Here is a 24,478-nt window from a genome sequence, read left to right as displayed (position 1 = left end):
CGTCTCGAACGTGATCCCAGGAGGACCGAAGTGACCGAATCCGCTCCCGTCGACCCCACATCGACCGAAGGCTGGAAGAAGCTCGACGGCATCGCCGCCGACTTCACCCCTGACCTGCGCGGGTGGTTCGACAGCGACCCCGGCCGTGCCGAGCAGTACACGTTCCAGGCAGCCGACCTGACCGTGGACCTGTCGAAGGGCCTCGTCACCGACGAGATCCTCGCCGCCCTGCTGCAGGTGGCGAAGGACACCGGCGTCGCCGAGCGCTTCCAGGCGATGATCGCCGGTGAGCACATCAACGTCACCGAGGACCGCGCCGTCCTGCACACCGCGCTCCGCCGTCCGAAGGCGACCGAGGGCCTCGTCCCGGCGGCCCCGCTGACCGTCGACGGCCAGGACGTCGACGCCGACGTGCACGCCACGCTGGACAAGGTCTACGGCTTCGCGTCGCAGGTGCGCGACGGCTCGTGGACCGGTGTCACCGGCAAGCGCATCGAGACCGTCGTCAACATCGGCATCGGCGGATCGGACCTCGGCCCGGTCATGGTCTACGAGGCGCTCAAGCCCTACGTCCAGCCCGGCCTCGAAGCCCGCTTCGTGTCGAACATCGACCCGGCGGACATCTACGAGAAGACCGCGGACCTCGACCCCGAGACCACGCTGTTCATCGTCGCGTCGAAGACCTTCGGCACGCTCGAGACCCTGACGAACGCCCGTCTCGCCCGCCAGTGGCTGTGGGAGGAGCTCGGCCTGACCGACGCCGCCGACGACGAGAAGAAGAACGCCGTCGCCAAGCACTTCGTCGCCGTCTCCACCGCCCTCGACAAGGTGGAGGCCTTCGGCATCGACCCCGAGAACGCCTTCGGGTTCTGGGACTGGGTGGGCGGCCGCTACTCGGTCGACTCGGCCATCGGCACGAGCGTCATCGTCGCGATCGGTCAGGAGAACTGGGAGCAGTTCCTCGCCGGGTTCCACGCCATCGACGAGCACGTCCGCACCACGCCGCTCGAGCAGAACGTCCCCGTCCTGATGGGCCTGCTCAACGTCTGGTACACGAACTTCCTCGGCGCCCAGAGCCACGCGGTCCTGCCGTACACGCAGTACCTGCACCGCTTCGCCGCGTACCTGCAGCAGCTCACCATGGAGTCGAACGGCAAGCGCGTCCGCTGGGACGGCTCGCCCGTCACCACCGAGACCGGCGAGGTCTTCTGGGGCGAGCCCGGCACGAACGGCCAGCATGCGTTCTACCAGCTCATCCACCAGGGCACCCGCCTGATCCCGGCCGACTTCATCACGGTCGCGAACCCGGCTCGTCCGCTCAAGGACGAGACCGGTGACGGCAAGGGCGTCGCGCCCGGCACCGACGTGCACACGCTGTTCCTGGCGAACTTCTTCGCGCAGACGAAGGCGCTGGCGTTCGGCAAGAGCGCCGACGAGGTCCGCGCCGAGGGCACCACCGATGAGGGCATCGTCGCGGCGCGCACGTTCCCGGGCAACAAGCCGACGACGTCGATCCTGGCGCCGGAGCTCTCCCCGAGCGTGCTCGGCCAGCTCATCGCGCTCTACGAGCACATCGTGTTCACCGAGGGCACCATCTGGGGCATCGACTCGTTCGACCAGTGGGGCGTCGAGCTCGGCAAGCAGCTGGCGCTGCAGGTCACGCCGGCCGTCGAGGGCGACCAGGCCGCGCTCGACGCGCAGGACGCCTCGACCAAGGCGCTCATCGCGAAGTACCTGGAGCTGCGCAAGTAGCGACGCACCCACCTGCGAGACGGGAGGCCCGTGGCGGATCCGCCACGGGCCTCCCGTCCGTCTCGTGCGTGCTGTCGAAGCGACAGCTGCGTGCCCTGGGTTGTCGTCAGGCCTGCGAAAGCGACAGATGTGCGCCGATGTTCATCGGAGAAGTGTCGCTTTCGCGGTCAGCGGTCAGCGGTCAGCGGCCAGCGGTCAGCGGCCGAGCGGGTCGAGGTTGAGCGTCGTGCCCTCGTACAGGTGCTGGTCCTGGCCGAAGACCTGCACGCCCTCGTTCAGCCACACGAGGTCCCGGACGGTGATGCCGAACCGCGCGGCGACGTCACCGATGAGGTCGTCCGGTGCGACGGTGTACGCCGCCGGAGCCCCGGCGGCGGTCGTCCCCGCGACGGCCCCGGCCGCGTTCGCACGGGTTCCGGTGTCCTTCGGGTGCACGTTCGTCTGCCGTGCGGGCACCGACCACCGCACGGTCGACACCGCGAGGACCTTGCCGGCCGCGATCTCCACGGGGACGTCCTGTCCCGGTGTCGCCGCCGAGGACACGACGAGGGTGCCGAGGTGCGACGGGTCGACCCCGGAGCCGCTCAGCGGGACGTCCACCGCGGTCGCAGCGCTGGTCGGCCCGCCGAGGACCCGGTCGCCGACGCCGGGGTAGGTCAGGCCGTCGCCGACCGCTCGCGGCAGGTCGAACAGCCCGACGCCGACCGGCACCGGCAGCGTCGAGGTGAAGCCGGAGTACTGCGCCGTGAAGGTGTCGTCGCCGTTCGCGATCACCCGGAAGTGGAAGTGGATGCTGCCCTTCGGCGATGCGACGTCGCCCTGCGCGAGGACGGTGCCCGCCGGGATCGGCGTGAGTGTCGGTGCGGGCGCGGCGGACTCGGTCGGCTCGGGGGTCGGCGTGCGCGGGTTCGCCGAGGCCTCGAGCAGGTCGGATGCGGACTCGCCGTCGGGTGTCGCGGACGGGGTGTCGCTCGGGGTCGTGGTCGCCGACGGCGTCGAGGGGGCCGGCAGGGGATCCGGCCCGCGCAGCAGGGAGCACCCCGACACCGCCACCGTCGCGGCCAGGACGACAGCGATGGCGCCGATCCGGTTCATGATTCCCCCTCAGGTCGATGCTAACCCGGTGGCAGCTCGGTGTCGGTCGGAGCGGCTACGGTCGAGGCCATGGAGCGTTCGGAGATCCTCGCCGCGGCTGCCGCCGCGCACGCCGCCCGCATCGCCGAGGAAGGCGGTGACGACGGTGCCGCGCGCGAACGGGCCGCCAGCGTCCGCCGCCGAGCCGACGGCCTCACCGACCGGTACGACACGGTCGAGGGCACGAGTGGCGAGTCCGACGCGCGCGACGCCGCACGCCGGCGTGCGGCCGAGGCCGACCGTGCGGCCTCCCGGACCGAGGGCGTGCTGTCCGACTGGCACCGGATGGGCACGCGACGCGGTGTGACGCCCGACGCCCAGGTGCGCACGGCGTGGACCGTGACCGGGGTGCCCGAGCGCGGCGACGCCCGGGCGCTGGCGAACGTCCTGCTCTCGACCGCGGGGCACGCGGGTCGCGTCGCCGATGCCGCGCGACGCAACCCGGCGCTCTCCGGTGCCGCCAGCGCAGCGGCCCGGCGGACGGTGCGCCGGTACACGGACCACGGTGCGGACATGGCCTCGCTCGGCGACGTGCTGGGGGACAGCCCGGAGCCCGACGAGTCCTGACGCGGGCTCGGAGTGCGTTGGAGCGCTCCCGTTCTGATCAGGTGTTATGTGGACCGATCCAATCGTCCTGACGACAGAATGTCCAATTGACAGGACATGGATTCGGGTTACCATCGGTGCACGCACTGAAGCGCGATCACCGACGAAGGAGTCACCGAATGGTCGACATCAAGCCGACAGCCCCGACTGTCGCACTGCCCCCGATCGGGACCGGACCGCACCGCCGACGCCTCGGCGTCCTGGCCCTGGTCGCCACGTTCGGCGGACTGCTCTTCGGGTACGACACCGGTGTCATCAACGGTGCCCTGAACCCGATGAAGGCCGAGCTCGGTCTCACGAACTTCACCGAGGGCGTCGTCACCAGCTCCCTGTTGTTCGGTGCCGCGATCGGCGCCATGCTCGGCGGCCGCATCGCCGACGGGTGGGGCCGCCGCAAGACGATCATCGCCCTCGCCGTGACGTTCTTCCTCGGCACGCTCATCTGCGTCGTCGCCCCGACGTTCGGAGTGATCGTCGTCGGCCGCGTGCTCCTCGGCCTCGCGGTGGGTGGTGCATCGACCGTCGTCCCGGTGTTCCTCGCCGAACTCGCCCCGTACGAGATCCGCGGTTCGTTGTCCGGCCGCAACGAGCTCATGATCGTGATCGGGCAGCTCGCCGCGTTCGTGGTCAACGCCATCATCGGCAACCTCTGGGGTGAGGGCAACGGTGTCTGGCGCGTCATGCTCGCCGTCTGCGCGCTCCCCGCCATCGCACTCTTCGTCGGCATGCTCCGGGTGCCGGAGTCGCCGCGTTGGCTCGCGTCGAAGGGGCGGTACGACGAAGCGCTGTCCGTCCTGCAGCAGGTCCGGACCACGGAGCGTGCGACCGCCGAGCTCGACGACATCAAGCGGAGCAACGACCTCGAGGCGAAGGCCGATCGCGTCAGCGGATGGCAGACGCTGCGCGGGAACAAGTGGCTCATCCGCATCGTGCTCATCGGTGCCGGGCTCGGCGTGGCCCAGCAGCTCACCGGCATCAACTCGATCATGTACTACGGCCAGACCGTCCTCATCGAGTCCGGGTTCCAGGCGTCGGCGGCGCTCATCGCGAACATCGCCCCCGGCGTGATCGCCGTGGTCGGTGGCGTCATCGCGCTGTACAACATGGAGAAGATCAACCGCCGGACGACCCTGATCATCGGGTTCTCGCTCACGACGGTCTGCCACTTCCTGATCGGCATCGCCTCGGTCGCGCTGCCCGAGGGCAACCCGGCCCGCCCGTGGGTGATCCTGTTCCTCGTCGTCGCGTTCGTCGGCTCGATGCAGACCTTCCTGAACATCGCCGTGTGGGTGGTGCTGTCGGAGATCTTCCCGACGCAGATCCGCGCGCTCGGCATGGGCATCTCGGTGTTCTGCCTCTGGATCGCGAACGCGTTCCTCGGGCTGTACTTCCCGACGATCGTCGCGGCGACCGGCATCACCGGCACGTTCTTCGGATTCGGCATCGTCGGTCTGCTCGCGCTGCTCTTCATCTGGAAGTTCGTGCCGGAGAGCCGTGGTCGCACCCTCGAGGAAGTGGAAGAGGGCGTCACCACCGGCAACATCTTCACCGTCCCCGACAAGGCGTCGCGCCGCTAGACGCAACGACGGACAGACGGGAGGCCCGGTGCCAGCTGGCACCGGGCCTCCCGTCCGTCCTGTGCTCGCGTCACGGGCGCAGGAGCACCTTGCCGACGCGGCCGGCGGTGTCCGAGGCGCGGACGGCGTCGCGGACCTGCTCGAAGGCGAAGGTCTCGGCGACGGGGAGCGTCAGCGAGCCGTCGAGCACGCGGGTGATGAGCTCACCGAAGAGCTGCCCCTTCGTCTCGGCCGGCATCGTCTTGCTGACGACGGAGCCCCAGAAGCCCTTCACGGTGAGCTGGCCGAAGATGACCTTGCCCGACGGGATCTCGAGCGTCGGCGACGCCATCGCGCCGAAGACGACGAGGGTGGCGTTCTCGCCGAGCACCGATGCGATGTCGCCGGCGGCCTTGCCGCCCACGGACTCGACGCCGGCGACGATCGGAGCGCCTCCGGTGATCGCGGCGACCTGGTCCTTCCAGTCGTCCGCGTCGGTGGCGACGATGCGCTCGATGCCCTGCTCGCGCAGCTCCTCGACACCGGCGGCGCGACGCACGAGGCCGATGACGTTGATGCCGCGGGCTGCACCGAGCTGGGCGACCATGCGGCCGACCGCGCCGTTCGCGGCGTTCTGGATCAGCCAGTCGCCCTCGTGCAGGTCGAGCGAGTGCAGCAGGCTGATCGCGCTGAACGGCATCGAGACGAGCTGTGCGGCGGCCTCGTCGGACATCGCGTCCGGGACCGGGACGAGTCCTGCGGCGTTCGCGGTGTAGTACTCGGCCCAGACGCCGAAGGCGCCGCCGGCGACGCGCTGGCCGACCGTCAGGTTCGTGACGCCCTCGCCCAGGGCCTCGACGACACCGAGCGCCTCGGTGCCGGACGCTGCGGGCAGCTCGGGCTTGAAGCCGTAGGTGCCGCGGACGGTCCACAGGTCGTGGTTGTGGATGGGGGAGAGGACCGTGCGGACGAGGACCTCGCCGGCGCCGGGCGTCGGGACGGGGCGCTCCTGCACCTCGAGGACGTCGGCGGGCTCGGCGAAGGTCTCGTGGACGACGGCGCGCATGGTGGTGGGGGTGGTGCTCATGGGTCAGTCCTCCGAGACGACGATGGTGACGTCGATGTTGCCGCGGGTCGCGTTCGAGTACGGGCAGACCTGGTGGGCTGCGTCGGCGAGGGCCTGGGCCTGGTCGTGCTCCAGGCCGGGGATGACGACCTCGAGCATGACGGCGAGCTGGTAGCCGCCGTTGCCGTTCGGGCCGATCGACACGCGACCGCCGACGGACGAGTCGGTGATCTTCACCTTCTGGCTGCGGGCGACGCCCTGCAGTGCGGAGTGGAAGCAGGCGGCGTAGCCGGCGGCGAACAGCTGCTCGGGGTTGGCGCCGTTGCCGGAGCCACCCATCTCCTTCGGGATGGCGAGGTCGAACTCGACCGTGCCGTCGCTCGTGGCGACGTGGCCGTTGCGGCCTTCGCCGGTGGCCAGGGCCTCGGCGGTGTAGAGGGTTTCCATGGTGTTCCTTCCTTCGTGGGGTCAGTGGTCCGTGACGGCGCGATCGGGGGCGTCCGCCGCGGCGTGCATCGTCTCGGTCAGCCGGTGCAGGGTCGCGATGAGTTCGGCGGCGGCCCGCTCGTCGGCCAGGCCCATGCCGGCGGCGATGCGTGCGGGGATGCCGCTCAGCTCGGACCGGAGCTCGCGCCCGCGGTCACCCACGGTCACGGTGACGACGCGCTCGTCGGTGCTGCGGCGCTCACGGCGGACCAGGTCGCTCTGCTCCATGCGACGGAGCAGTGGCGAGAGGGTGCCGGAGTCGAGCTGCAGGTGTTCCCCGAGGCTCGAGACGGTCTGGTCGCCCTCGACCCACAGGGTGACGAGCACCAGGTACTGCGGGTAGGTCAGGCCCCAGGGCTCGAGCATCGTGCGGTACGCCTGCGTGGTCGCGCGGCTCGCTGCGTAGAGGGAGAAGCACACCATCTCGTCGGTCACGGGCATGGCATCAGCCTGTCACGCAACCCGGTTGTGCACAACTCATCGCAGCGGATGCTCAGGTCACGACGAACACGCCGGCGGCCCGGACGGTTAGGCTGACGTGACCCACGATGACCAGCACCCACCTCGACACCACCACGACCCCCGGCAACCGATCGGCGTCGTCCCACGGCAAGACGATCCTGATCGGTGAGCACGCCGTGGTCTACGGCGCACCCGCTCTCGTCCTGCCGGTGCTCGACGCACGGGTCGTCGCGACGGTGAGCCCGGTCACCGCCGGGGCGGACGGGGCCGCCGGCACGACCGTCGGGCACACCCTCGAGTCCACGGTGCACACCGGCCCGCTCGACCTCGCACCCGCGGCCGTGATGCCGACGGTCACCGCCGTCACGGCGACGCTGCGGCACTTCGGCGTGACCGACCGGCACTTCCACGTCCGGGTCGACAGCGAGGTCCCCACGGCCCGCGGCATGGGCTCGAGCGCAGCGGTCGCCGCGGCCGTCACGGCAGCCGTCGCGGACGCGCTGGGCGAGACCCTCGCCGCCGAGACCCACCACGACCTCATCCAGGAGTGCGAGCGCGTCGCCCACGGCCGACCGTCGGGCCTCGACGCCCGCGGGGTCGTCGCCGCGGTGCCGGTCTGGTTCGAGGGGGGCCGCATCGAGCCCGTCGCGCTCGGGGCACGCTTCACCTTCGTCGTCGCCGACACCGGCGTCCCCGGCCACACCCGGCAGGCCGTCGCGGCCGTGCGGGAACGGCACGACCAGGACCCGGCGGCGGTCGACGGCGTCATCGACCGGATCGGCGAACTCGCACGGCAGGCGCGGGGGACACTCGAGGCTGGCGACGCACAGGGGCTCGGTGTCACCATGGACGCCGCGCACGACCTGCTCAGCGCACTCGACGTGTCGAGTGCCGACCTGGACCGGCTCGTCGACGCCGCACGTGCTGCGGACGCCCTCGGCGCGAAGCTGACCGGCGGCGGGCGCGGCGGGTGCGTGCTCGCACTCGCCGCGGACGACGACCACGCGGACCGCATCGCGGCCGCACTCCGCGGCGCAGGTGCCGCAGCCACCTGGACCACCACGATCGGAGCCCGCGCTTGATGACCGCCACCGCCGTCGCGCACCCCAACATCGCCCTCGTCAAGTACTGGGGCAAGGCGGACGCGCAGCTGGCGTTGCCCGCCACGGGCAGCGTCTCCATGGGCCTCGACGTGTTCCCGACGACCACGACCGTCACGCTGGACGGCGGGTCCGGTGCCGGCCAGGCGGCGCCGAGCCCGCGCGGAGACGCGTTCACGTTGAACGGCCACGTCGTCGAGGACGGCGCCCTGGTGCGCGTGCAGCAGTTCCTCGACCTCGTGCGGGAGCTCGCCGGCAGTGACGCCCGCGCGTCCGTCGTGTCCGAGAACACCGTGCCGACCGGTGCCGGGCTGGCGTCGAGCGCCTCGGGGTTCGCGGCGCTCGCGACCGCCGCGTCGGCGGCGTACGGTCTCGACCTGTCCGCGCGCGACCTCTCCCGCCTCGCCCGCCGCGGCTCGGGTTCGGCGACCCGGTCGATCCCCGGGGGCGTCGCCGTCTGGCACGCCGGCGACGACCAGGGTTCCTTCGCCGAGCCGATCCCAGCACCCCCGATGGCGATGGTGGTCGTGACGATCGACGCCGGCCCGAAGCCCATCGGTTCGCGCGAGGCGATGCGCCGCACCATCGCGACGTCGCCGTTCTACCCGGCGTGGGTCACCTCGACCACCGAGACCGTCGGCGACATGCTCGACGCCTGCGCAGCCGGTGACTTCACCCGCATCGGCGAGATCACCGAGAGCAACGCGCTGCGCATGCACGCCACGATCGAGGGCGCCTTCCCGCCGATCCGCTACCTCAACGCGCGCAGCGTCGCCGTGTTCGACGCCGTGGGCGAACTCCGCGCCGCGGGGCTCGAGGCCTACGCCACGGCCGACGCCGGCCCGAACGTGGTCGTGCTCTGCCAGCCCGCTGACCGCTCCGCCGTGGCCACCGCGCTGGCGTCGTTCGGCGACGTGATCGAGTCCGGCACCGGACCTGCCGCTCGGGTGCTCCGCTCCGAAGAGTCGGGGAACAATCCCGACCAGAAGGAGTCCGTGCAGTGATCGAGTTCCGCGCCCACGGCAAGCTGTTCGTCGCCGGCGAGTACGCCGTCGTCGAGCCCGGCCAGCCGTCCGTCCTCATCGCCCTCGACCGCGCCATCACGGCGCGCGTGTCCGAGGCGCACGGTGCGGGCAGCGTGCACTCGGAGGAGTACGGCCACCTGCCGCTGACGTGGACGCGGGACGAGGACGGCCTCGCCCTCGACCGCGAGCACCACCCCTACGACTACGTGATGGCGACGATCGACCTCGTCGAGAAGCTCCGCGCCGAACGGGGCATCGCGCCGCGGTTCCACGATCTGCGCATCGAGAGCCAGCTCGACGACGCCAGCGGCCGGAAGTTCGGGCTCGGGTCCTCAGCGGCGGTGACCGTCGCCACGGTCGGTGCCCTGGACCGCTTCTACGGGATCGGCCTGACCCAGCGGCAGCGCTTCCAGGTCGCCCTGCTCGCCACCATCCGGGTGAACCCGCGGGCATCCGGCGGTGACCTGGCCGCGAGCACCTTCGGCGGCTGGCTGCGCTACAGCGCCCCGGACCGCGACCACCTCGCCTCGTTCGTCGACGAGCGCCGGGTGTCCGACATCCTCACCGACGCCGAGGCGTGGGCGGGGTTCGACGTCCAGCGACTCCCGGCCCCCGAGAACCTGCAGCTCCTGGTCGGCTGGACCGGCTCGCCGGCCTCGACCACGAAGCTCGTCGGGGTGGTGCGTCGGCACCGCAACGGCGGGTACCAGGCGTTCCTCGACGAGAGCCGGAGCTGCGTCGACGACCTGACCACGGGCCTCCAGACCGGCGACGCGGAGCAGACGCTCGACGCGCTCCGACGTGCCCGGGTGCTCATGCAGCGCCTCGGCGACTCGGTCGGGTCGAAGATCGAGACCGAACGCCTCGCGACCCTGTGCGACGTCGTCGAAGCGGCCGGCGGGGCGGCGAAGCCGTCCGGCGCCGGTGGCGGCGACTGCGGCATCGCGCTCGTCCCGGCGGACACCGACCCCGCCGGCATCCACCGCGCCTGGGAGGCGCACGACATCAGACACCTCAGCGTCGCGGTGCGAGCACCAGAAGGAGCCCTCGATGAGTGACCTGCTCACGCCGATCCCGACCAAGTGGGTCGGACCGATCCGCATCAGCGGCAATGCGGTCCAGGGCGAGCACGAGGTCCCGCTCGCCACGTACGAGTCACCGCTCTGGCCGTCCGTCGGCCGTGGCGCCCGGATCTCGCGCATGGTCGACGACGGCATCGTCGCGACCGTCGTCGACGAGCGCATGACCCGATCGGTCGTCGTCCGCGCAGCCAGTGCCGCCGCGGCGCACGTCGCTGCGGGGCAGATCCTGGCGCGGCAGGACGAACTCGAGGCGCTGGTCGCCGGGCAGAGCCGGTTCGCGAAGCTCATCGAGGTGCACCCGGAGATCGTCGGCGACCTGCTGTTCCTGCGGTTCGCGTTCACCACGGGCGACGCCTCCGGCCACAACATGGTCACGCAGGCGGCGGACAAGCTCCTGCCGGCGATCCTGGCGTGGCAGCCGGGCCTGCGGTACGTCTCCGTGTCCGGCAACTTCTGCACCGACAAGAAGGCCACCGCCGTGAACGGCATCCGTGGCCGTGGCCGCAACACCATCGCCGAGATCGTGATCCCCGGCGAGGTCGTCGAGAAGCGCCTGCGGTCGAGCACCGAGCGCATCGTCGAACTGAACATCGCGAAGAACCTGATCGGGTCGACCATCGCCGGCGCCCTGCGCTCCGCGAACGCCCACTACGCGAACATGCTGCTCGGCTTCTACCTGGCCACCGGGCAGGACGCCGCCAACATCGTCGAGGGCTCGCAGGGCATCACGAGTGCCGAGAACCGCGACGGCGACCTGTACTTCGCCACCTCACTGCCGCACCTGATCGTCGGCACGGTCGGCAACGGCAAGGGTGGGGACCTGCCCGTCGTCGAGGACGCCCTGGTGCGGCTCGGCTGCCGCGAGGACCGCGAGCCCGGTGCGAACGCCCGTCGTCTCGCCGCGCTCTGCGCCGCCACGGTGCTGTGCGGGGAGCTCTCGCTCCTCGCCGCCCAGACGAACCCGGGTGAGTTGATGGCGGCCCACGTCGCCATGGAGCGACGCGGCGCGAAGCCCGCCGGAGGTGCAGCATGACGGCGAACGGCGCACTGCGCATCGGCATCCACGACATCGCCATCGCGACCGGGCACCACGTGCTCGAACTCGACGACCTGGCCGAGCGCCTCGGCGTCGACCCGGCGAAGTACCACGTCGGCATCGGCCAGGACGCCTTCAGCGTGCCCGCCCCGGACGAGGACATCGTCACGATGGGCGCCGCCGCGGCCAAGGAGGTCATCGACCGCCACGGTGTCGAGGGCATCCGCACCGTGCTGTTCGCCACCGAGTCCGGCGTCGACCAGTCCAAGGCCGCCGGGGTCTTCGTGCACGGCCTGCTCGGCCTGCCGAAGAACGTCCGCGTCGTCGAGCTGAAGCAGGCCTGCTACGGCGGGATGGCCGCCGTCCAGCTCGCCCTCGGCATCATCGCCCGGGCGCCGGGCGAGCGGGTCCTGGTGATCGCCGCCGACGTCGCGCGCTACGACGTCGACACCGCCGCCGAGCCCACGCAGGGCGCCGGCGCCGCCGCGATCCTGGTGTCCGCCGACCCCGACCTGATCGAGATCGAGCCGGCCGCCGGTGTCTTCACCGCGGACGTCGACGACTTCTGGCGCCCGAACGACCGGTCGACGGCGCTGGTCGACGGCCGCCTGTCCGTGAGCGCCTACGTCGACGCGTTCGTCGGCGCGTGGGACGACCTGGCGGACCAGGGCGGCCCCGCGTACGAGGACATCGTGCGCTTCGTCCACCACCAGCCGTTCACGAAGATGGCGCTCAAGGCCCACCGGAAGCTGACGCAGCACGTGGGTGTGCCCTTCGACGAGTCGGAGCTGTTCGTCGGCTTCACGTACAACAAGCAGACCGGCAACACGTACACGGCGTCGCTCTGGATCGGGCTCGCAGCACTGCTCGACCTCGACGAGGACCTGGCCGGGGAGCGCATCGCCCTGTTCAGCTACGGTTCCGGCAGCGTCGGCGAGCTCCTCACGGGCATCGTGCAGCCGTCGTACCGCGACCACCGTCGCGTCGGCCGGGTCCGACAGCTGCTGTCCGCCCGCGTCCCGCTGACCGTGGACGCGTACCGCGAGCTGCACGCGACCGGCGCCGCGACGAGCGACGACCTCGAGCGTCCGCGCGTCACGGCAGGGCCGTACCGGTTCGCCGGTGTGCGCGGCGGCGCGCGCCACTACGAGGCGACCACACCGGCCTGAGCGGTCCGACCCACCCGCGAAAGCGACAGATCCCCGCGGAACGTTCGCGGGGATCTGTCGCTTCCGCGTGGCGGACGGGAGGCCCGGTGCCAGCTGGCACCGGGCCTCCCTTCCGTCCTGGGGTCACGTGGCGGACAGGACCTCGCGTTCCAGACGCTGGTAACTGGTCTCCATGCCGTCGGTCATGCCGGTGGCGAGGACCACGTCCCGCTGCGCCCGGTCGGGGTAGGTGACGAGCAGCGTCATCAGGGTGACGCCGTCGGCCTCGTCGAACTGCAGGTCGTTCGTGTTCGGCGGGAACGGGGCACCGGTCATCCGCTCGGTCGACACGATCCGGCGCTCCGGCTCCACGACGAGGTTCTCGCCCTCGAACCCGAACGGTTCCCCCTCGGTGTCACCCGTCGGCGCCCACGCCTGCCGGAACGTGCCACCCGGCGTCAGGTCGTTCTCGTACACCGTCATCTCCCACCCGTCCGGACCGAGCAGCCACTGCCGGACGAGCTCGGGTTCGGTGTGCGCCCGCCACAGCAGGTGGCGCGGCGCCGCGAACGCCCGCGTGATGCGGACGTGGGTGTCGTCGACCAGCTCGGTGACGGTGCCCGTGCCGAGGGCGTCCTCGCGCAGGTCGGCGAGGACGGTGTCCAGCTGTCCGAAGGCCTGCTCGTAGCCGTCGACCATGCCCATGTCGATCATCGTCTCGAGGTCGGCGGCGGACCCGAACGACGACCGGACGGTCACGCGCGACCCGGAGCCGACGGCCTCGAAGGACAGGACCGTCTCGCTGGTCGGCAGGGAGTCGTCGACCGTGCCGTCGGCGTCGGTGAAGAGGTCGCGGAAGGTGATGCGGTGCGGCTCGTCGACCTCGGTGACCTTCCAGACGGCGTGGAACCGCTCGCCCTGCGGCGACGTCATCCGGTAGTCCGCGCGGCCACCGGGCCGCAGGTCGAACGAGGTGAATGTGGCGGGGAAGCCGGGCGGGCCCCAGAAGCGTTCGAGCTGACGGGGATCGGCGAAGGCGCCCCAGAGGCGCTCGACCGGCACCGTGGACTCGGCGACGAGGGTCATCGCGAGGGCCTCGGGATCGGTGTGGACGGACGTGGTGGGCATCGTCGCTCCTGGTCGTCGGGTTCGGTCGTCGGGTTCGGTCCTGGTCCCAGGCTCCGTCCGAGCGACCTCGTGCGCAAGGGGATCGTGCAGGTAGTCTGTCCGCGGAGATCGAAAGGGGCGATGTCAGTGGGCAGGAGTGCGTCGGACACCGTCGGAGCCCTCGTCGCGACCCTTCCCCCGTCGCCGAGGCTCCCCGACGTCGTCGCCGGGGTCGGGCGGTTCGTCGGCAAGACGACCCGCGTGGTCGACGTCGACGGTCCGAGCTGGGGCCCGCTCACCGCGCTGGTGTCGCAGTTCGAGCACGAGAACCTCGTCCTGGTGCCGGCCGGCGCTCCCGAGCTGTACCGGATGCACTGTGTCCTGCACGAGCTCGGCCACCTGGTGCACGGCGACGTCGGTGCGCCCTCGGCCACGTCCATCGCCGAGTTCGCCTCGGGCGGCCACGTGTGCCGCCGTGCGCTCGACGGCGACACCGGGCTGGTGAGCATCTCGGACGACGACGAGCACTTCGCCGAGCGGTTCGCGTACGAGCTCGCGACCGTGCTGCTCGCCGGCAGCGCGGGCGCGGACGAGCGGGCCTACGGCTGATGGTCGTCCTGCACGCCGCCGCCTTCTGGTGCGCGGCGCTGATCTTCCTCGCCCGCACGCCCTACGTGCTCCGGAACCCGCGCGGCCGTGCCGCCTGGGGTGCCACCGGGGTCGGCGCGCTCGGGTTGCTGACGCTCGGCAGCGTCGTGCCGCAGACCGTGCTCGACGGCGCCCTCGGGGGCACGAACCTCATCAACCTCGTGCAGAACGTGTGCGCCACCGTGGCCTTCTGGCTGATGCTCCGGGCGAGCACCTCCGACCTGCCGAAGCGCCCGCTGCTCGCGAGTCCGGTGGCACTGCTCGTGGTGGTCGTGGCCTTCGCCGTGCCGTTCTTCGCCGTGCGCGACCGGGGCGGCACCGACTTCCACTTCATCGTGCGCGAGATCCACCAGCCGGCGATGTGGTTGTACAGCTCGATCTACATGGTGGGCGTCGGCGCGATCGCGGCTGCCACGCTCCGGCACGGTGTGCTGCGGAACCCGGTCGCGCTCGTGGTCTTCCGGGTCGGGCAGTCGCTGGTGGTCGTCGCGAGCATCGACGAGCTGCTGTCGCTCACCGCCGACCACTTCGGGTGGTTCCCCGCAGCGGTGCGTGACGGACTCCGCCTGGGCTTCGACCCGCCGTTCTACCTGGGCATCGTCCTCATCGTCGTCGCGATGGCGTCCCTGACCTTCCGGCGCTGGGTGCGCGACGTGACGTGCCGTCGGCACCACCGCCGGCTCCGGCGCATCGCCCGCCGCCACGCGGTGCGCGCCGTCGAACGGGACGGCGACGTGCAGGCACGGACCTACGACCTCGTCATCGCGATCCGTGACGCCGAGGTGCAGGGCCGCACCCTGGACGATGCCGAGCTCGCCCAGGTGCGCTCGGCGGAACTGACCCTGACCCGCAGTCTCGGAGGCTGATGCGATGACGATCGTCTGGTGGGTGCTCGGCGTGCTCGTCGTGCTGGCGGCGGGGTTCCTGCTCGTGCTGCGGAAGGTCGTCGGCAAGATCGTGCTGCCCGGCGGCGACCGCTGGACCCCGGTGCTCGAGACGACCGACGACTCGATCCAGCTCCCGATCACCGACGACACCGTCCGCCCGGGGGAGTACGGCCTGTGGCACGACGGCACCGGGCACACCACGGTCGGACCGGTGCTCGAGGTCGACGAGGCTGCCGGCACCGTCCGCCGTGCGGTGGTCCGGACGAGCGGCGACGTGTCGGCACGGGTGCGGTGGAGCGGGCACGTGCACCCGGACCCCGCCGCGATGGACGTCGACTGGGCGGAGCTCGACCTGCCGACACCCGTGGGGCCGGCGCCGGCGTGGGTCATCCGGCCCGGCGGCCCCGCACCCGCACCCGCCGCACCCGCACCCGCCACGACGTGGGCCGTGCACGTGCACGGCATCCGCACCACCCGCGTGACGGCACTCCGGACGGTCCCGGCGGCACTCGAGGTCGGCTGGACCTCGATCGTCCCGTCGTTCCGCGGTGACGGCGAGGCGCCCTGGCAGGGCCGGGCCTCGCACCTCGGTGCCCGCGAGTGGCCCGATGTCGAGGCCGCGCTCGACCACGCCGTCGCGAACGGGGCCGGACGGCTCGTGGTCGTGGGGTGGTCGATGGGCGCGACGATCACCCACGAACTGCTCGCTCGATCCGCCCACCGCGACCGGATCGCCGGCCTCGTCCTCGTGTCCCCGGCGCTCGACTGGGAGACGACGGTGCGGTCCCAGGCGGGTCGTGCCGGACTCCCCGGGTTCGTCGTCGGTGCCGCGCTCCGGGCGATGGCGCTGCCGCTCGTGTGCCGCGTCGTCGGGCTCCGTTCGCCGGTGGACGTCCGCGCGCTGTCCTGGTTGCACGCGCCGCGGAACCTGCCGCCGACCCTGCTCATCCACTCGTCGGGGGACACCACCGTGCCGTTCGCCGTCAGCCAGGAGTTCGCCGACGCGCACCCCGGCACGGTGACGTTGGCGATCAGCGAGCCGGCCGAGCACGCCTGGGAACGGAACGTCGACGCCGTCTGGTTCGACACCACGATCACGACCTGGGCGAGATCGCTCGAGCACACCGGCACCGTGGAGTAGAAGGGGCCATGGGTCAGCTCATCTACGACGGCCAGCCGCTCGACCTCCGCATCGACGACCGCGCCATGACACACCTGCAGATCGTGATCGTGAACATGCTCCGACGTGAGCACCGGTTCGCGTTCTCGTGGAAGGACGACGTCATCCACGGCAACGGCCGCAGCACGATCTGGCTGAACCCGAACGTCAGCCTGCACTTCAAGTTCTCCGGCAGTCGGGTGCCGTCGATCAACCGCAGCTGGCTCGAGGACCTCTACGCCTCGGCCACGTCCGGCTCGGGGCTCGTCCTGACCCCGGAACCGCCGGACACGAGCACCGCGGCCGACTCGGCGTGGTCACGAGCCGTCGCCCCGGGGGACGCCGATGACGCTTCGGGGACACCGAGCGGTAGCACGGCTGAGTGATTCCCGTCAACGGGTTCCGAAGACCACATCATCGTCGTACGGTTTCGGTACCGCGGATCAGTGTCGTCCCTTCGGGCCGGCATCCAGGGAGCCGGTGACGGCAAGGAACCGCGGGAGGAGGGGGACCCGAATGACCGTGACGCAGTGCGCGCCCGGCGCCGACCAACCATCGGCGATCGAGCGGCGTGCACGACGGGAGTCCCGGATCAGGAGACTCGTCGTCCAGGAAGCCGGGTCATCGCACCCGGTTCCATGCGTCACGCCTCTGGGCTCGTCGGTCAGGCCTCACTGACCGGCACCCTCCACAGGACGCCCCGGCTGTCGGATTCGGGTTCCGCTGCCGGGGCGTCCTGCTGCCCTGGTCGGGTGCGCGTTGCGGGCCCGTGCGCTGCGCGCTCCGCGTGCTGCTGGCTCAGTAGACGTCGCGGACGTACCGCTTCGTGCGGCGTAGGTCGGCCAGGTACGACAGCGCGTCGTCCTCGTCCCGTCCGCGTCCGGTCCGGATGACGTCGAGCAGCGCCGCCTCGACGTCCTTCGCCATCCGGGAGGCGTCGCCGCACACGTACACGTGGCCGCCGTCCTCGAGCCAGGCGAACAGTTCGGTGGACTGCTCGCGCATCCGGGTCTGCACGTAGACCTTCTCGGCCTGGTCGCGCGAGAACGCCAGGTCGAGGCGGTTCAGCACGCCCTGCTCCTGCAGCTCGGTGAGCTCGTCCTGGTACACGAAGTCGGTGTCGCGGTGCTGGTCGCCGAAGAAGAGCCAGTTGCGCCCCGTCGCACCCGCCGCGGCCCGCTCGTGCAGGAACCCGCGGAACGGCGCGATGCCGGTGCCCGGACCGATCATGATCATCGGCGCCGACTCGTCCGCTGGCACCCCGAACGACGCGTTCGGCTGCAGGTAGACGTCCACCGTACGGTCGGGGGCGACCCGGTCGGCGAGGAACGTCGACGCGACCCCTGCGTACATCCGGTGCGGGTCGCCGTAGCGCACCGACGCGATGGTCAGGTGGATGCGGTCCGGGTGCGCCAGCGGGCTCGACGAGATCGAGTACTGGCGTGCCTGCAGCGGGCGCAGGTTCGGGAGCAGTTCGTCGAGCCCGGGAGCGGCCGGTCCGGCGTCGCGCAGCAGGTCCAGGACGTCGCGGCCCCACAGCCAACGGTCCAGCTCGTGCTTGTCGCCGTGCGAGACGACCGCGGCGAGTTCACTCGCCGGGGCGCGTTGCACGAGGTCGGCGATGAGGTCCTTCGAGGGCGTGCGGATCTCGCGGTCGCTCCGCAGGAACTCGGTGATCGGGCGGCCGTCGAACGACTCGCCGCCGTTCGCGCCGACCTGCTCGAGCAGCTCCGCGACGAAGACCTCGTCGTTGACCGGCACGACCGCCAGGGCGTCGCCGGCGGCGTACTCGATGCCGGAGTCGCCGAGGTCGAACTCGTAGTGCCGGATCTCCTTCGCGCTGCGCGGCGAGGAGAGCAGCCGGTTCTCGGCCAGACGCGACGGGTACGGGTTGCGCTTGTTCCACTGCGACCCCGGCCGGGAGGCACGGCCCGCGCCCGCCCCGCCGGTCGCGGTGGCACCGTCGCCGGCACCACTGCCCGTGGTCGCGCCGGGTGCGCCCGTCGCGCCGGCCTCGGCAGCGAGCCGGTCGAGCACGGCGGCGCTCCACAGCGCGGCCGCGTCCTCGAAGTCCACGTCGCAGTCGACGCGGTCGTGCACCCGGGTCGCGCCGAGCTGCTCGAAGCGGGTGTCGAGGAGCTTGCCGGCCTGGCAGAACTCGTCGTAGCTGGTGTCCCCGAGGCCGAGGACGGCGTACTGCAGTCCCTCGAGTCGTGGGACGGTGGACGCCTGGATCGCGTCCCAGAACAGTCCGGCGTTGTCGGGCATCTCGCCCTCGCCGTACGTCGAGGTGACGACGAGCACGTGGGTCATCTCGGCGAGCTGCTCCGGGGTGACGGCGTCGAGCGCGGCGGCACGGCCACCGAGCCCGCGGGCCTTGGCCCCGGAGACGAGCTCGTCGGCCAGGAACTCCGCGTTGCCGGTCTGCGTGCCGAACAGCACGTCGATCGTCGTCGTGGGGGCGGCAGCGGACGCCTTCTTGCCGGCGGCGGCGATGCCCGCGATGAACCCGGCGAGCCAGGACTCCTGGGCAGCCGAGAACGGTGCGTCGACCGGGATCAGCGACCCGGTCGGGGGGAGCAGGCTCACGCGGACACCGCCTCGGTCGGCGCCTGCGGTGCACGGCGCGCGATGTCCTCGAGCGCCGCGGTGGCGAGCAGCTCGTCGAAGCGCGCCTCGCGGACGCGGCCGTCGTTCTTGGCGTTCTGGTGCATGATCCACCCCGTGGTGCCCGGCGCGTCCATGCTGCGGTTGTTCCGCTGCGTGAGCGCACGCTTGTAGTCGTCGAGTCGCTTGATCGCGATGAGCGTCGCGAGCTGGTCGTCGGCGAACCGGTCGAGCGTGCCGCGCAGGTACTTCACGACGCGCTGCTTGACCGAGAAGTCCTCGGTCAGGACGAGGTTCTTCACCGCCTCGGCGACCCGGGGGTCGTTCGGGCCAGCACCGGGGACGCGCTCGAGGGCGACGTCCTGGGCGACGCCGAGCACCGTGTACGACGACAGCAGCGAGAACATGTCGTCGCCCTGGTCGCCGAGCGCCGGGGCACGGCCACCGAGGACGGTGCGCTGGTCACGGTAGTCGACCTTGAACGCACGGAGCTTGTCCGTGGCGATCGAGGTCGCGAGCTCGTCGAGCAGCTCGGGACGGGTGGCCGCCGCGAGGATCTCGCCGGCGTCCTGCGTGAGCAGCAGGGCGCGCGGCATGCCGACGTACACGTGCTGACGGGTGGTCTCCCAGTCGGCCAGCAGGCGCTCGGCCAACGCCGACCCGGTCGCCTCGACGTGCCACTCGAGCAGCAGTCGCGCCCCGGCCTCGTGGAACGCCCCGCGCTCGGTGTCGGTGACGGGGAAGACGAGGAGCGAGTCGGTGCTGGCACGCTGGGCGACCTGACCGGACGGGTCGTACTGGTACAGGAACCCGCCGGACATGCCGTTGCCCAGGCCCTTGCCGAACGCGCCGAGGTTGAACACGGCACCGCCGGTCATGTACTCGCACCCGAAGTCGCCGACGCCCTCGACCACGGCCGTGGCGCCGGAGTTCCGCACGGCGAACCGGTCGCCGGCCTCGCCCTCGACGAACGTGCGGCCGCCGGTGGCCCCGAACAGCGCGAAGTTGCCGATCAGGACGTTGCCGCCCTGGTCGGCGCTGCCGCCGCCGGGCGCACGGACGATGATCCGCCCGCCGCTCTGGCTCTTGCCGACGCCGTCGTTGGCGGTGCCGGTGTGCTCGAGCACGATGCCGTCGTTGTTGAACACGCCGTACGACTGACCGGCCGAGCCCTGGGTGCGGATCGTGACGGCACCGTCGACCAGCCGGCGGCGCCCACGGTCGTCGGTCGCCACGGCGGGCAGGCCCCGGACGTCCTCGGCACCGAGCTCGTGGTTGAGCAGGCGCTCGACGTCGATGCCGAGCTGGCCGCCGACGGACTTGTCGCTGTTGCCGAGCAGGACGCCGTGCACGAGCACGTGCTCCTGGGCGTGGTCGACCAGCGCCGTGCGGATGCGCTCGAGGAGCGCGTCGTCGGTGTGGAAGTCCTTCTCCAGGTACTCCGGGTCCGTCACGACCTTCTCCGGCACCTGCGCGAGCAGGGCGCGGGCGTCGAGACGACCGACGCTCGCCGGGTGGTCGAGGAGCTGCAGCAGGTCGGTGCGGCCCCGTGCCTCGCGCAGGGAGCGCAGGCCGAGGCGGGCGAGGATCTGCCGCACGTCGTGCGCGATGTTGAGCAGGTACTGCGCGAGTGCACGGGGGTCGCCCTCGAACGCCTCGGCGTTCGTGGTGAGGCCGGCGGGGCACTTCACGTTGCAGTTCTTCGCCATGACGCAGCCGAGCATCATGAGCGCGGTGGTGCCGAACTCGAAGCTGTCGCCGCCGAGCAGCGCGCTCGTCACGACGTCGGAGCCGGTCTGGTGCGCGCCCGAGCAGCGGAGCGTGACCTTCTGGCGCAGGCCGTTCGCGACGAGGGCCTGGTGGACCTCGGCGACGCCGATCTCCGCCGAGCGGCCCGCGTACTTCAGGCTCGTGACGGCCGCGGCCCCGGTGCCACCGGTGTTGCCCGCGACGTTGATGACGTCCGCGCCGGCCTTGGCGACGCCGACCGCGATGGTGCCGATGCCCTCGGAGGACACGAGCTTCACGATCACCCGGACGCGGGCGGCCTTGCAGTCGTGGATGAGCTGCGCCAGGTCCTCGATCGAGTACGTGTCGTGGTGCGGCGGCGGCGAGATGAGCTCGACGCCGGGCGTGCCACCACGGGCCGCGGCGATGTCCACCGTGACCTTCGGCGCGGGCAGCTGGCCGCCCTCGCCGGGCTTCGCACCCTGCCCGATCTTGATCTCGAGTTCCTCGAGCATGGGGTCGGCGAGGTAGCCCGCCCAGATCCCGAAACGACCCGAGGCGAACTGCTTGATCCGCGAGCCGCGGATGGTGCCGTAGCGGGAGTGGTGCTCGCCGCCCTCACCGCTGTTCGACATGCCGCCGACCATGTTCGTGCCGTGCGCGACGGCCTCGTGGGCGGTGGCGACGAGCGCGCCGTGGCTCATCGCACCGGACGCCAGAGTCCGGGTGATCTCGTGCGCCGGCTGCACCTCGTCGAGCGCGACGCTGTCGGGGGCGCTCTCGAGCAGGGCGAGCAGACCGACTGCCGCGCCGGTGGCGCGGAGCGTCACCCGGGTGTCGTCGACGGCGTCGACGTCGACCTGGCCCGGGTACAGCAGCGCGAGGCCGTCTGCGAGGGCCTGGTGGCGCAGTGCACCCGTGGTGCCCGTCGACGCGAGCTCCAGGCGGAACCGCTCCGTGCCTCCCGGCAGGTCCTGGTCGTCCGCCGGACGCGAGCCGGACAGCCCGCGCACCGTGACGCTGGCGTTGCCGCTCGTCGAGAAGCGACCGAGCTCGCGGGCGAAGTCCTCCGCCGTGTCGATGCCCGTGATGTCCGCGGGCAGCGCGAGCACGTCGCGGAGCGCAGCGGGACGGCGCGACCGCTCGTCGTGCGTGGTCTGCAGGAACGTGACGTAGCCCGGCGTGATCCGGTGCTGGTCGATCTCGGCGTCGCTGAGGCGGTCGTAACCGGTGTTGCGGTACGCGGCGTCGGTGATGCCGAACGAGTCGTCGAGCTGGCCGAGCGTGAGCAGGCGCAGCGCGTCCGAGTCGCCGGAGCGCTCGAAGGCCGGACGCTCCTCGGTCATGCCGCCGAACCCGCGCACGCTCGCGACGCCGAACGAGTGGCCGGCGCCGTCGGAGCGTTCCTTGAACAGGCCGAGCAGCGGGACCTGGCCCTCGGACGCGACCGAGCGGGCACGCTCGTGCCAGTCCGTCGCCGCCTGGGCGATGCGCGCGAAGCCGACGCCGCCGACCGGGGCCCGCATGTGCGGGAAGATCCGGGCGAGCACGTCGTCGCCGGTGTCGAGGTAGTTCGGCTCGAAGAACTCGCCGCCGATGTAGCTCTCGGCGGTGCACAGGCCGACGCGGCCCATGGTCTTCGCCAGGGCCTTCTCGGCCGCCTTGCGGAACTGCTTGAGCGCCAGGTCGGTCGCGGTCAGCTCGCCGGCGGGTGCGGGTGCGGCGGGGTACTTCTCCTCCGCACGCAGCCGAGCGCTCAAGCTGTACACAGCGGCGGCACCGAAGCCCAGCGCGGTCGCGACGTGGTGTGACGATGGCAGCTGACCGCTCTCCGCCACGACGGACACCCGCAGGCGCAGACCGGTCTCGATGAGCCGCTGGTTCACGGCGGCCACGGCCAGGATCACGGGGAGGGGTGCATGGGTCGACGACACCTCGCGGTCGGTCACGACCGCGATCCCGCCACCGCGCGCCGCGAACGCCTCGATCGCGTCGCACAGGGCGTCCAGCGCGCCGCGCATCGCGTCGGCGTTCGCCTGCTCGTCGGCGGGCACCGGCACGTAGAGCATGTCGAAGCGCTCGAGCGGCACGATGTCCTGCTCGCGCAGCCGCACCATGTCGAGGTGCCCCAGGATCGGCGACTGCACGACGAGCTGACGGCCTGTGGTGCCCGTGCCGTCGGGCTTCGCGCCGAGCGCGACGCGCATCGACATGCCGTCGGCCTCGCGGATCGAGTCGAGCGGCGGGTTCGTCACCTGGGCGAAGCGCTGCGAGAAGTACTTCGCCATCCCGCCCTCGGTGTCGCTCAGCGCGTTGATGGCGTTGCCGTAGCCCATCGCCGAGATCCGCTCCGAGCCGTTCTGCAGCATCGGGTCGAGCATGAACCGGAAGCTCTCCTGGTTCAGCGAGTACGCCACGTACCGGCCGGCGAGCGACAGGTCGCCCGCGTAGCCCAGGGTGTTCCTGGTGCGGTCGTACGCGGGTGCGGGCAGGTCGTCGAGGTTGACGCGGGCGGCCTCGAGCAGGGTGCCGTAGTCACGGCGGGCCGCGAGCATGCGCAGCACCTCGCCCGTCCGCATCCGGGTCCCGGTGCGGTGGTCGACGACGAGCATGCCGCCGGCCTCGATGCGGCCGCGGTGCACGACCTCGTCCGCGTCGAACGTGACCTGGCCGGCCTCGGACGACACCATCAGGTACTCGGTCGTCTCGACGGTGCGCAGCGGGCGCAGCCCGAGGCGGTCCAGGCGCGCGCCGACGACGTCGCCGTCGCTGAAGATCACGGCGGCAGGGCCGTCGTTCTTCTCCTCGTACAGCGAGAAGTACTCGAGCATGTCCCGCACGTCGGCGGTGAGCGTGCGGTCGTTCTCCCACGCCGGCGGCATGAGCGACACCACGGCCTCGACGATCTCGAGCCCGTCGTCGAACACACGGCTCTGCAGGGTCTGGTCGAGGCGGCTCGAGTCGGACTGGCCGGGCGGGCGGACGATGCTGCGCGTGCGGGCACGGGCCAGCGCCTCGTCCGACAGGCGGTTCTTCCGGTCGGTGTTCAGCTCGCCGTTGTGCGCCATCAGACGGAACGGCTGCGCCATCGTCGGGTGCGGCTCGGTGTTCGTCGAGAAGCGCGTGTGGAAGTACAGCGTCCGCACCGAGTGACGCGGGTCGCGCAGGTCCGTGAAGTACCCGATGACCTCGCCCGAGTTCAGGCGCCCCTTCAGGATCTGGGTCCGGGCGCTGAGTGACAGCGGGTACAGCGCGGCGTGCTCGGCGCGCTGCTCGGCGGCCTCGCCGTAGGACACGGACTCGATCGCGAGCAGGGCACGGTTCGCTGCCGCGTCGACCTCGGTGCGGTCCCACTGCTCGGGCGCACGGAAGACCCACTGCACGATCGGCAGCTGGTACTGCTCGGCCTCGGGCCGCGCGACGGAGTGGTCCACCGGGACGTCGCGGACGACGAGCAGCTCGAAGCCCTCGGCCGTGATGGCGTCCGTGACGGTCTGCTCGGCGCGGGCGCGCTCGTCGGCGCCGTGCGCTCCGTCGCTGCTCGGGACGAAGCAGTTCGCGACGCCGAAGTGGCCGGCGCGCAGCTCCTGTCCGGTGATGGCGCTGAAGAACTCCACCGACAGGTCGATGCTGACACCCGCGCCGTCCCCGACACCCTCGGCGGACTTGCCGCCGCGGTGGGGGATGGCGCACAGTGCTTTGTCGCCCTTGCGGATGACGTCGTGGCTCGGCGTCCCGTCGAGTCGGGTGATGAAACCGACGCCGCAGTCGCTCGATTCGCGGGCAGGGTCGTAGAGACCGAAAGAGGTGGGGTTCACGTGCGGGTCCAGTGGGGCGTTGCCGGCAGCGGACGGCGCGGGCTGCATCGATGGAGCGCTCGCCGCGGGCA

Annotated in this window: 19 protein-coding genes; 12 read left to right on the top strand and 7 right to left on the bottom strand. The window is 71.6% G+C overall.

Translation table 11 applies throughout. The annotated features are described in order from the left end of the window. Positions 1–30: 30 nt before the first annotated feature. Complete coding sequence (pgi, locus tag ACGH48_RS15535) at positions 31–1,752, top strand: glucose-6-phosphate isomerase (RefSeq protein ID WP_396289241.1); 1,722 nt, start codon at positions 31–33, stop codon at positions 1,750–1,752. Between the two features lie 195 nt (positions 1,753–1,947). Here pgi and ACGH48_RS15530 read toward each other — a convergent pair whose 3' ends face one another. Continuing rightward, positions 1,948–2,847 (bottom strand): LysM domain-containing protein, encoded by a 900-nt coding sequence (locus tag ACGH48_RS15530; RefSeq protein ID WP_396289240.1) that lies wholly within the window; start codon positions 2,845–2,847, stop codon positions 1,948–1,950. Positions 2,848–2,916: 69 nt separating this feature from the next. Here ACGH48_RS15530 and ACGH48_RS15525 point away from each other — a divergent pair, with 69 nt between their 5' ends. Both ACGH48_RS15525 and ACGH48_RS15520 read left to right on the top strand, forming a co-directional pair. Then, the gene (locus ACGH48_RS15525) at positions 2,917–3,453 is read left to right on the top strand and encodes a hypothetical protein (RefSeq protein WP_396289239.1); all 537 of its coding nucleotides are present in this window, start codon (positions 2,917–2,919) and stop codon (positions 3,451–3,453) included. Positions 3,454–3,611: 158 nt separating this feature from the next. Further along, positions 3,612–5,069, top strand: coding sequence for a sugar porter family MFS transporter (locus ACGH48_RS15520; protein WP_123314274.1), 1,458 nt, complete (start codon positions 3,612–3,614; stop codon positions 5,067–5,069). Positions 5,070–5,139: 70 nt separating this feature from the next. Here ACGH48_RS15520 and ACGH48_RS15515 read toward each other — a convergent pair whose 3' ends face one another. The 3 genes from ACGH48_RS15515 to ACGH48_RS15505 are packed head-to-tail and all read right to left on the bottom strand — an operon-like array spanning position 5,140 to position 7,041. Further along, positions 5,140–6,114, bottom strand: a complete 975-nt coding sequence (locus tag ACGH48_RS15515; protein WP_111084791.1) for a zinc-binding dehydrogenase — start codon at positions 6,112–6,114, stop codon at positions 5,140–5,142. 24 nt (positions 6,115–6,138) lie between these two features. Then, entirely contained in the window at positions 6,139–6,561 is a 423-nt protein-coding gene (locus ACGH48_RS15510) for an organic hydroperoxide resistance protein (RefSeq protein ID WP_071406102.1), read from the bottom strand. Positions 6,562–6,582: 21 nt separating this feature from the next. Next, entirely contained in the window at positions 6,583–7,041 is a 459-nt protein-coding gene (locus tag ACGH48_RS15505) for a MarR family winged helix-turn-helix transcriptional regulator (RefSeq protein WP_222658499.1), read from the bottom strand. 107 nt (positions 7,042–7,148) lie between these two features. Between ACGH48_RS15505 and mvk the strand changes: the two genes are divergently transcribed. From mvk to ACGH48_RS15480, 5 genes are read left to right on the top strand one after another with little or no spacing between them, the layout of a single operon-like run. Next, on the top strand, positions 7,149–8,144 hold the full coding sequence (gene mvk / locus ACGH48_RS15500; RefSeq protein ID WP_396289238.1) for a mevalonate kinase: 996 nt from the start codon (positions 7,149–7,151) through the stop codon (positions 8,142–8,144). Beyond that, positions 8,144–9,166 (top strand): diphosphomevalonate decarboxylase, encoded by a 1,023-nt coding sequence (gene mvaD, locus ACGH48_RS15495; protein WP_396289237.1) that lies wholly within the window; start codon positions 8,144–8,146, stop codon positions 9,164–9,166. Before mvk ends, mvaD begins: the two co-directional genes overlap by 1 nt. Further along, positions 9,163–10,245 carry a phosphomevalonate kinase gene (locus ACGH48_RS15490; protein ID WP_340197075.1) on the top strand — a complete coding sequence of 361 codons (1,083 nt, stop codon included), beginning with the start codon at positions 9,163–9,165 and terminating at the stop codon, positions 10,243–10,245. Before mvaD ends, ACGH48_RS15490 begins: the two co-directional genes overlap by 4 nt. Beyond that, a complete protein-coding gene (locus ACGH48_RS15485) occupies positions 10,238–11,302 on the top strand; it encodes a hydroxymethylglutaryl-CoA reductase (RefSeq protein ID WP_222658495.1) in 1,065 nt (354 codons plus the stop codon). Before ACGH48_RS15490 ends, ACGH48_RS15485 begins: the two co-directional genes overlap by 8 nt. Then, positions 11,299–12,474, top strand: a complete 1,176-nt coding sequence (locus tag ACGH48_RS15480; protein WP_396289235.1) for a hydroxymethylglutaryl-CoA synthase — start codon at positions 11,299–11,301, stop codon at positions 12,472–12,474. The genes ACGH48_RS15485 and ACGH48_RS15480 overlap by 4 nt, the downstream gene beginning before the upstream one ends. A gap of 123 nt (positions 12,475–12,597) precedes the next feature. Here ACGH48_RS15480 and ACGH48_RS15475 read toward each other — a convergent pair whose 3' ends face one another. Then, positions 12,598–13,581, bottom strand: coding sequence for an SRPBCC domain-containing protein (locus ACGH48_RS15475; protein WP_396289234.1), 984 nt, complete (start codon positions 13,579–13,581; stop codon positions 12,598–12,600). Between the two features lie 120 nt (positions 13,582–13,701). Between ACGH48_RS15475 and ACGH48_RS15470 the strand changes: the two genes are divergently transcribed. Genes ACGH48_RS15470 through ACGH48_RS15455 form a run of 4 tightly spaced genes read left to right on the top strand, consistent with a single transcriptional unit; the run spans position 13,702 to position 16,640 of the window. Beyond that, entirely contained in the window at positions 13,702–14,169 is a 468-nt protein-coding gene (locus tag ACGH48_RS15470; RefSeq protein ID WP_148061830.1) for a hypothetical protein, read from the top strand. Next, the gene (locus ACGH48_RS15465) at positions 14,169–15,074 is read left to right on the top strand and encodes a hypothetical protein (protein WP_396289232.1); all 906 of its coding nucleotides are present in this window, start codon (positions 14,169–14,171) and stop codon (positions 15,072–15,074) included. The genes ACGH48_RS15470 and ACGH48_RS15465 overlap by 1 nt, the downstream gene beginning before the upstream one ends. 4 nt (positions 15,075–15,078) lie before the next feature. Beyond that, positions 15,079–16,236: an alpha/beta hydrolase family protein gene (locus ACGH48_RS15460; RefSeq protein ID WP_396289231.1), complete on the top strand. Its 1,158-nt coding sequence runs from the start codon at positions 15,079–15,081 to the stop codon at positions 16,234–16,236. A gap of 8 nt (positions 16,237–16,244) precedes the next feature. Then, positions 16,245–16,640 (top strand): ATP-dependent DNA ligase, encoded by a 396-nt coding sequence (locus ACGH48_RS15455; protein ID WP_111084738.1) that lies wholly within the window; start codon positions 16,245–16,247, stop codon positions 16,638–16,640. Positions 16,641–17,052: 412 nt separating this feature from the next. On the opposite strand, the gene ACGH48_RS15450 is transcribed toward ACGH48_RS15455, so the two are convergent. Then, positions 17,053–18,843: a sulfite reductase subunit alpha gene (locus ACGH48_RS15450; RefSeq protein ID WP_396289229.1), complete on the bottom strand. Its 1,791-nt coding sequence runs from the start codon at positions 18,841–18,843 to the stop codon at positions 17,053–17,055. Further along, the gene (locus ACGH48_RS15445) at positions 18,840–24,407 is read right to left on the bottom strand and encodes a glutamate synthase-related protein (RefSeq protein ID WP_396289228.1); all 5,568 of its coding nucleotides are present in this window, start codon (positions 24,405–24,407) and stop codon (positions 18,840–18,842) included. Before ACGH48_RS15445 ends, ACGH48_RS15450 begins: the two co-directional genes overlap by 4 nt. Positions 24,408–24,478 lie beyond the last annotated feature (71 nt).

The organism is Curtobacterium pomorum, assembly GCF_044497295.1.
Taxonomy (GTDB): domain Bacteria; phylum Actinomycetota; class Actinomycetes; order Actinomycetales; family Microbacteriaceae; genus Curtobacterium.
Note: the sequence above shows the minus strand (reverse complement) of the source record. Positions and strands in the feature narration are given on the sequence as shown.

Excerpts from the sequence above, each read along its gene's own strand:
- ACGH48_RS15510 (WP_071406102.1), bottom strand. The coding sequence starts at position 6,561 with ATGGAAACCCTCTACACCGCCGAGGCCCTGGCCACCGGCGAAGGCCGC.
- ACGH48_RS15460 (WP_396289231.1), top strand. The coding sequence starts at position 15,079 with ATGACGATCGTCTGGTGGGTGCTCGGCGTGCTCGTCGTGCTGGCGGCG.
- ACGH48_RS15485 (WP_222658495.1), top strand. The coding sequence starts at position 10,238 with ATGAGTGACCTGCTCACGCCGATCCCGACCAAGTGGGTCGGACCGATC.
- ACGH48_RS15530 (WP_396289240.1), bottom strand. The coding sequence starts at position 2,847 with ATGAACCGGATCGGCGCCATCGCTGTCGTCCTGGCCGCGACGGTGGCG.
- ACGH48_RS15470 (WP_148061830.1), top strand. The coding sequence starts at position 13,702 with ATGTCAGTGGGCAGGAGTGCGTCGGACACCGTCGGAGCCCTCGTCGCG.
- ACGH48_RS15515 (WP_111084791.1), bottom strand. The coding sequence starts at position 6,114 with ATGCGCGCCGTCGTCCACGAGACCTTCGCCGAGCCCGCCGACGTCCTC.
- ACGH48_RS15520 (WP_123314274.1), top strand. The coding sequence starts at position 3,612 with ATGGTCGACATCAAGCCGACAGCCCCGACTGTCGCACTGCCCCCGATC.
- mvk (WP_396289238.1), top strand. The coding sequence starts at position 7,149 with ATGACCAGCACCCACCTCGACACCACCACGACCCCCGGCAACCGATCG.
- ACGH48_RS15480 (WP_396289235.1), top strand. The coding sequence starts at position 11,299 with ATGACGGCGAACGGCGCACTGCGCATCGGCATCCACGACATCGCCATC.
- ACGH48_RS15475 (WP_396289234.1), bottom strand. The coding sequence starts at position 13,581 with ATGCCCACCACGTCCGTCCACACCGATCCCGAGGCCCTCGCGATGACC.
- mvaD (WP_396289237.1), top strand. The coding sequence starts at position 8,144 with ATGACCGCCACCGCCGTCGCGCACCCCAACATCGCCCTCGTCAAGTAC.
- ACGH48_RS15505 (WP_222658499.1), bottom strand. The coding sequence starts at position 7,041 with ATGCCCGTGACCGACGAGATGGTGTGCTTCTCCCTCTACGCAGCGAGC.
- ACGH48_RS15465 (WP_396289232.1), top strand. The coding sequence starts at position 14,169 with ATGGTCGTCCTGCACGCCGCCGCCTTCTGGTGCGCGGCGCTGATCTTC.
- ACGH48_RS15525 (WP_396289239.1), top strand. The coding sequence starts at position 2,917 with ATGGAGCGTTCGGAGATCCTCGCCGCGGCTGCCGCCGCGCACGCCGCC.
- ACGH48_RS15455 (WP_111084738.1), top strand. The coding sequence starts at position 16,245 with ATGGGTCAGCTCATCTACGACGGCCAGCCGCTCGACCTCCGCATCGAC.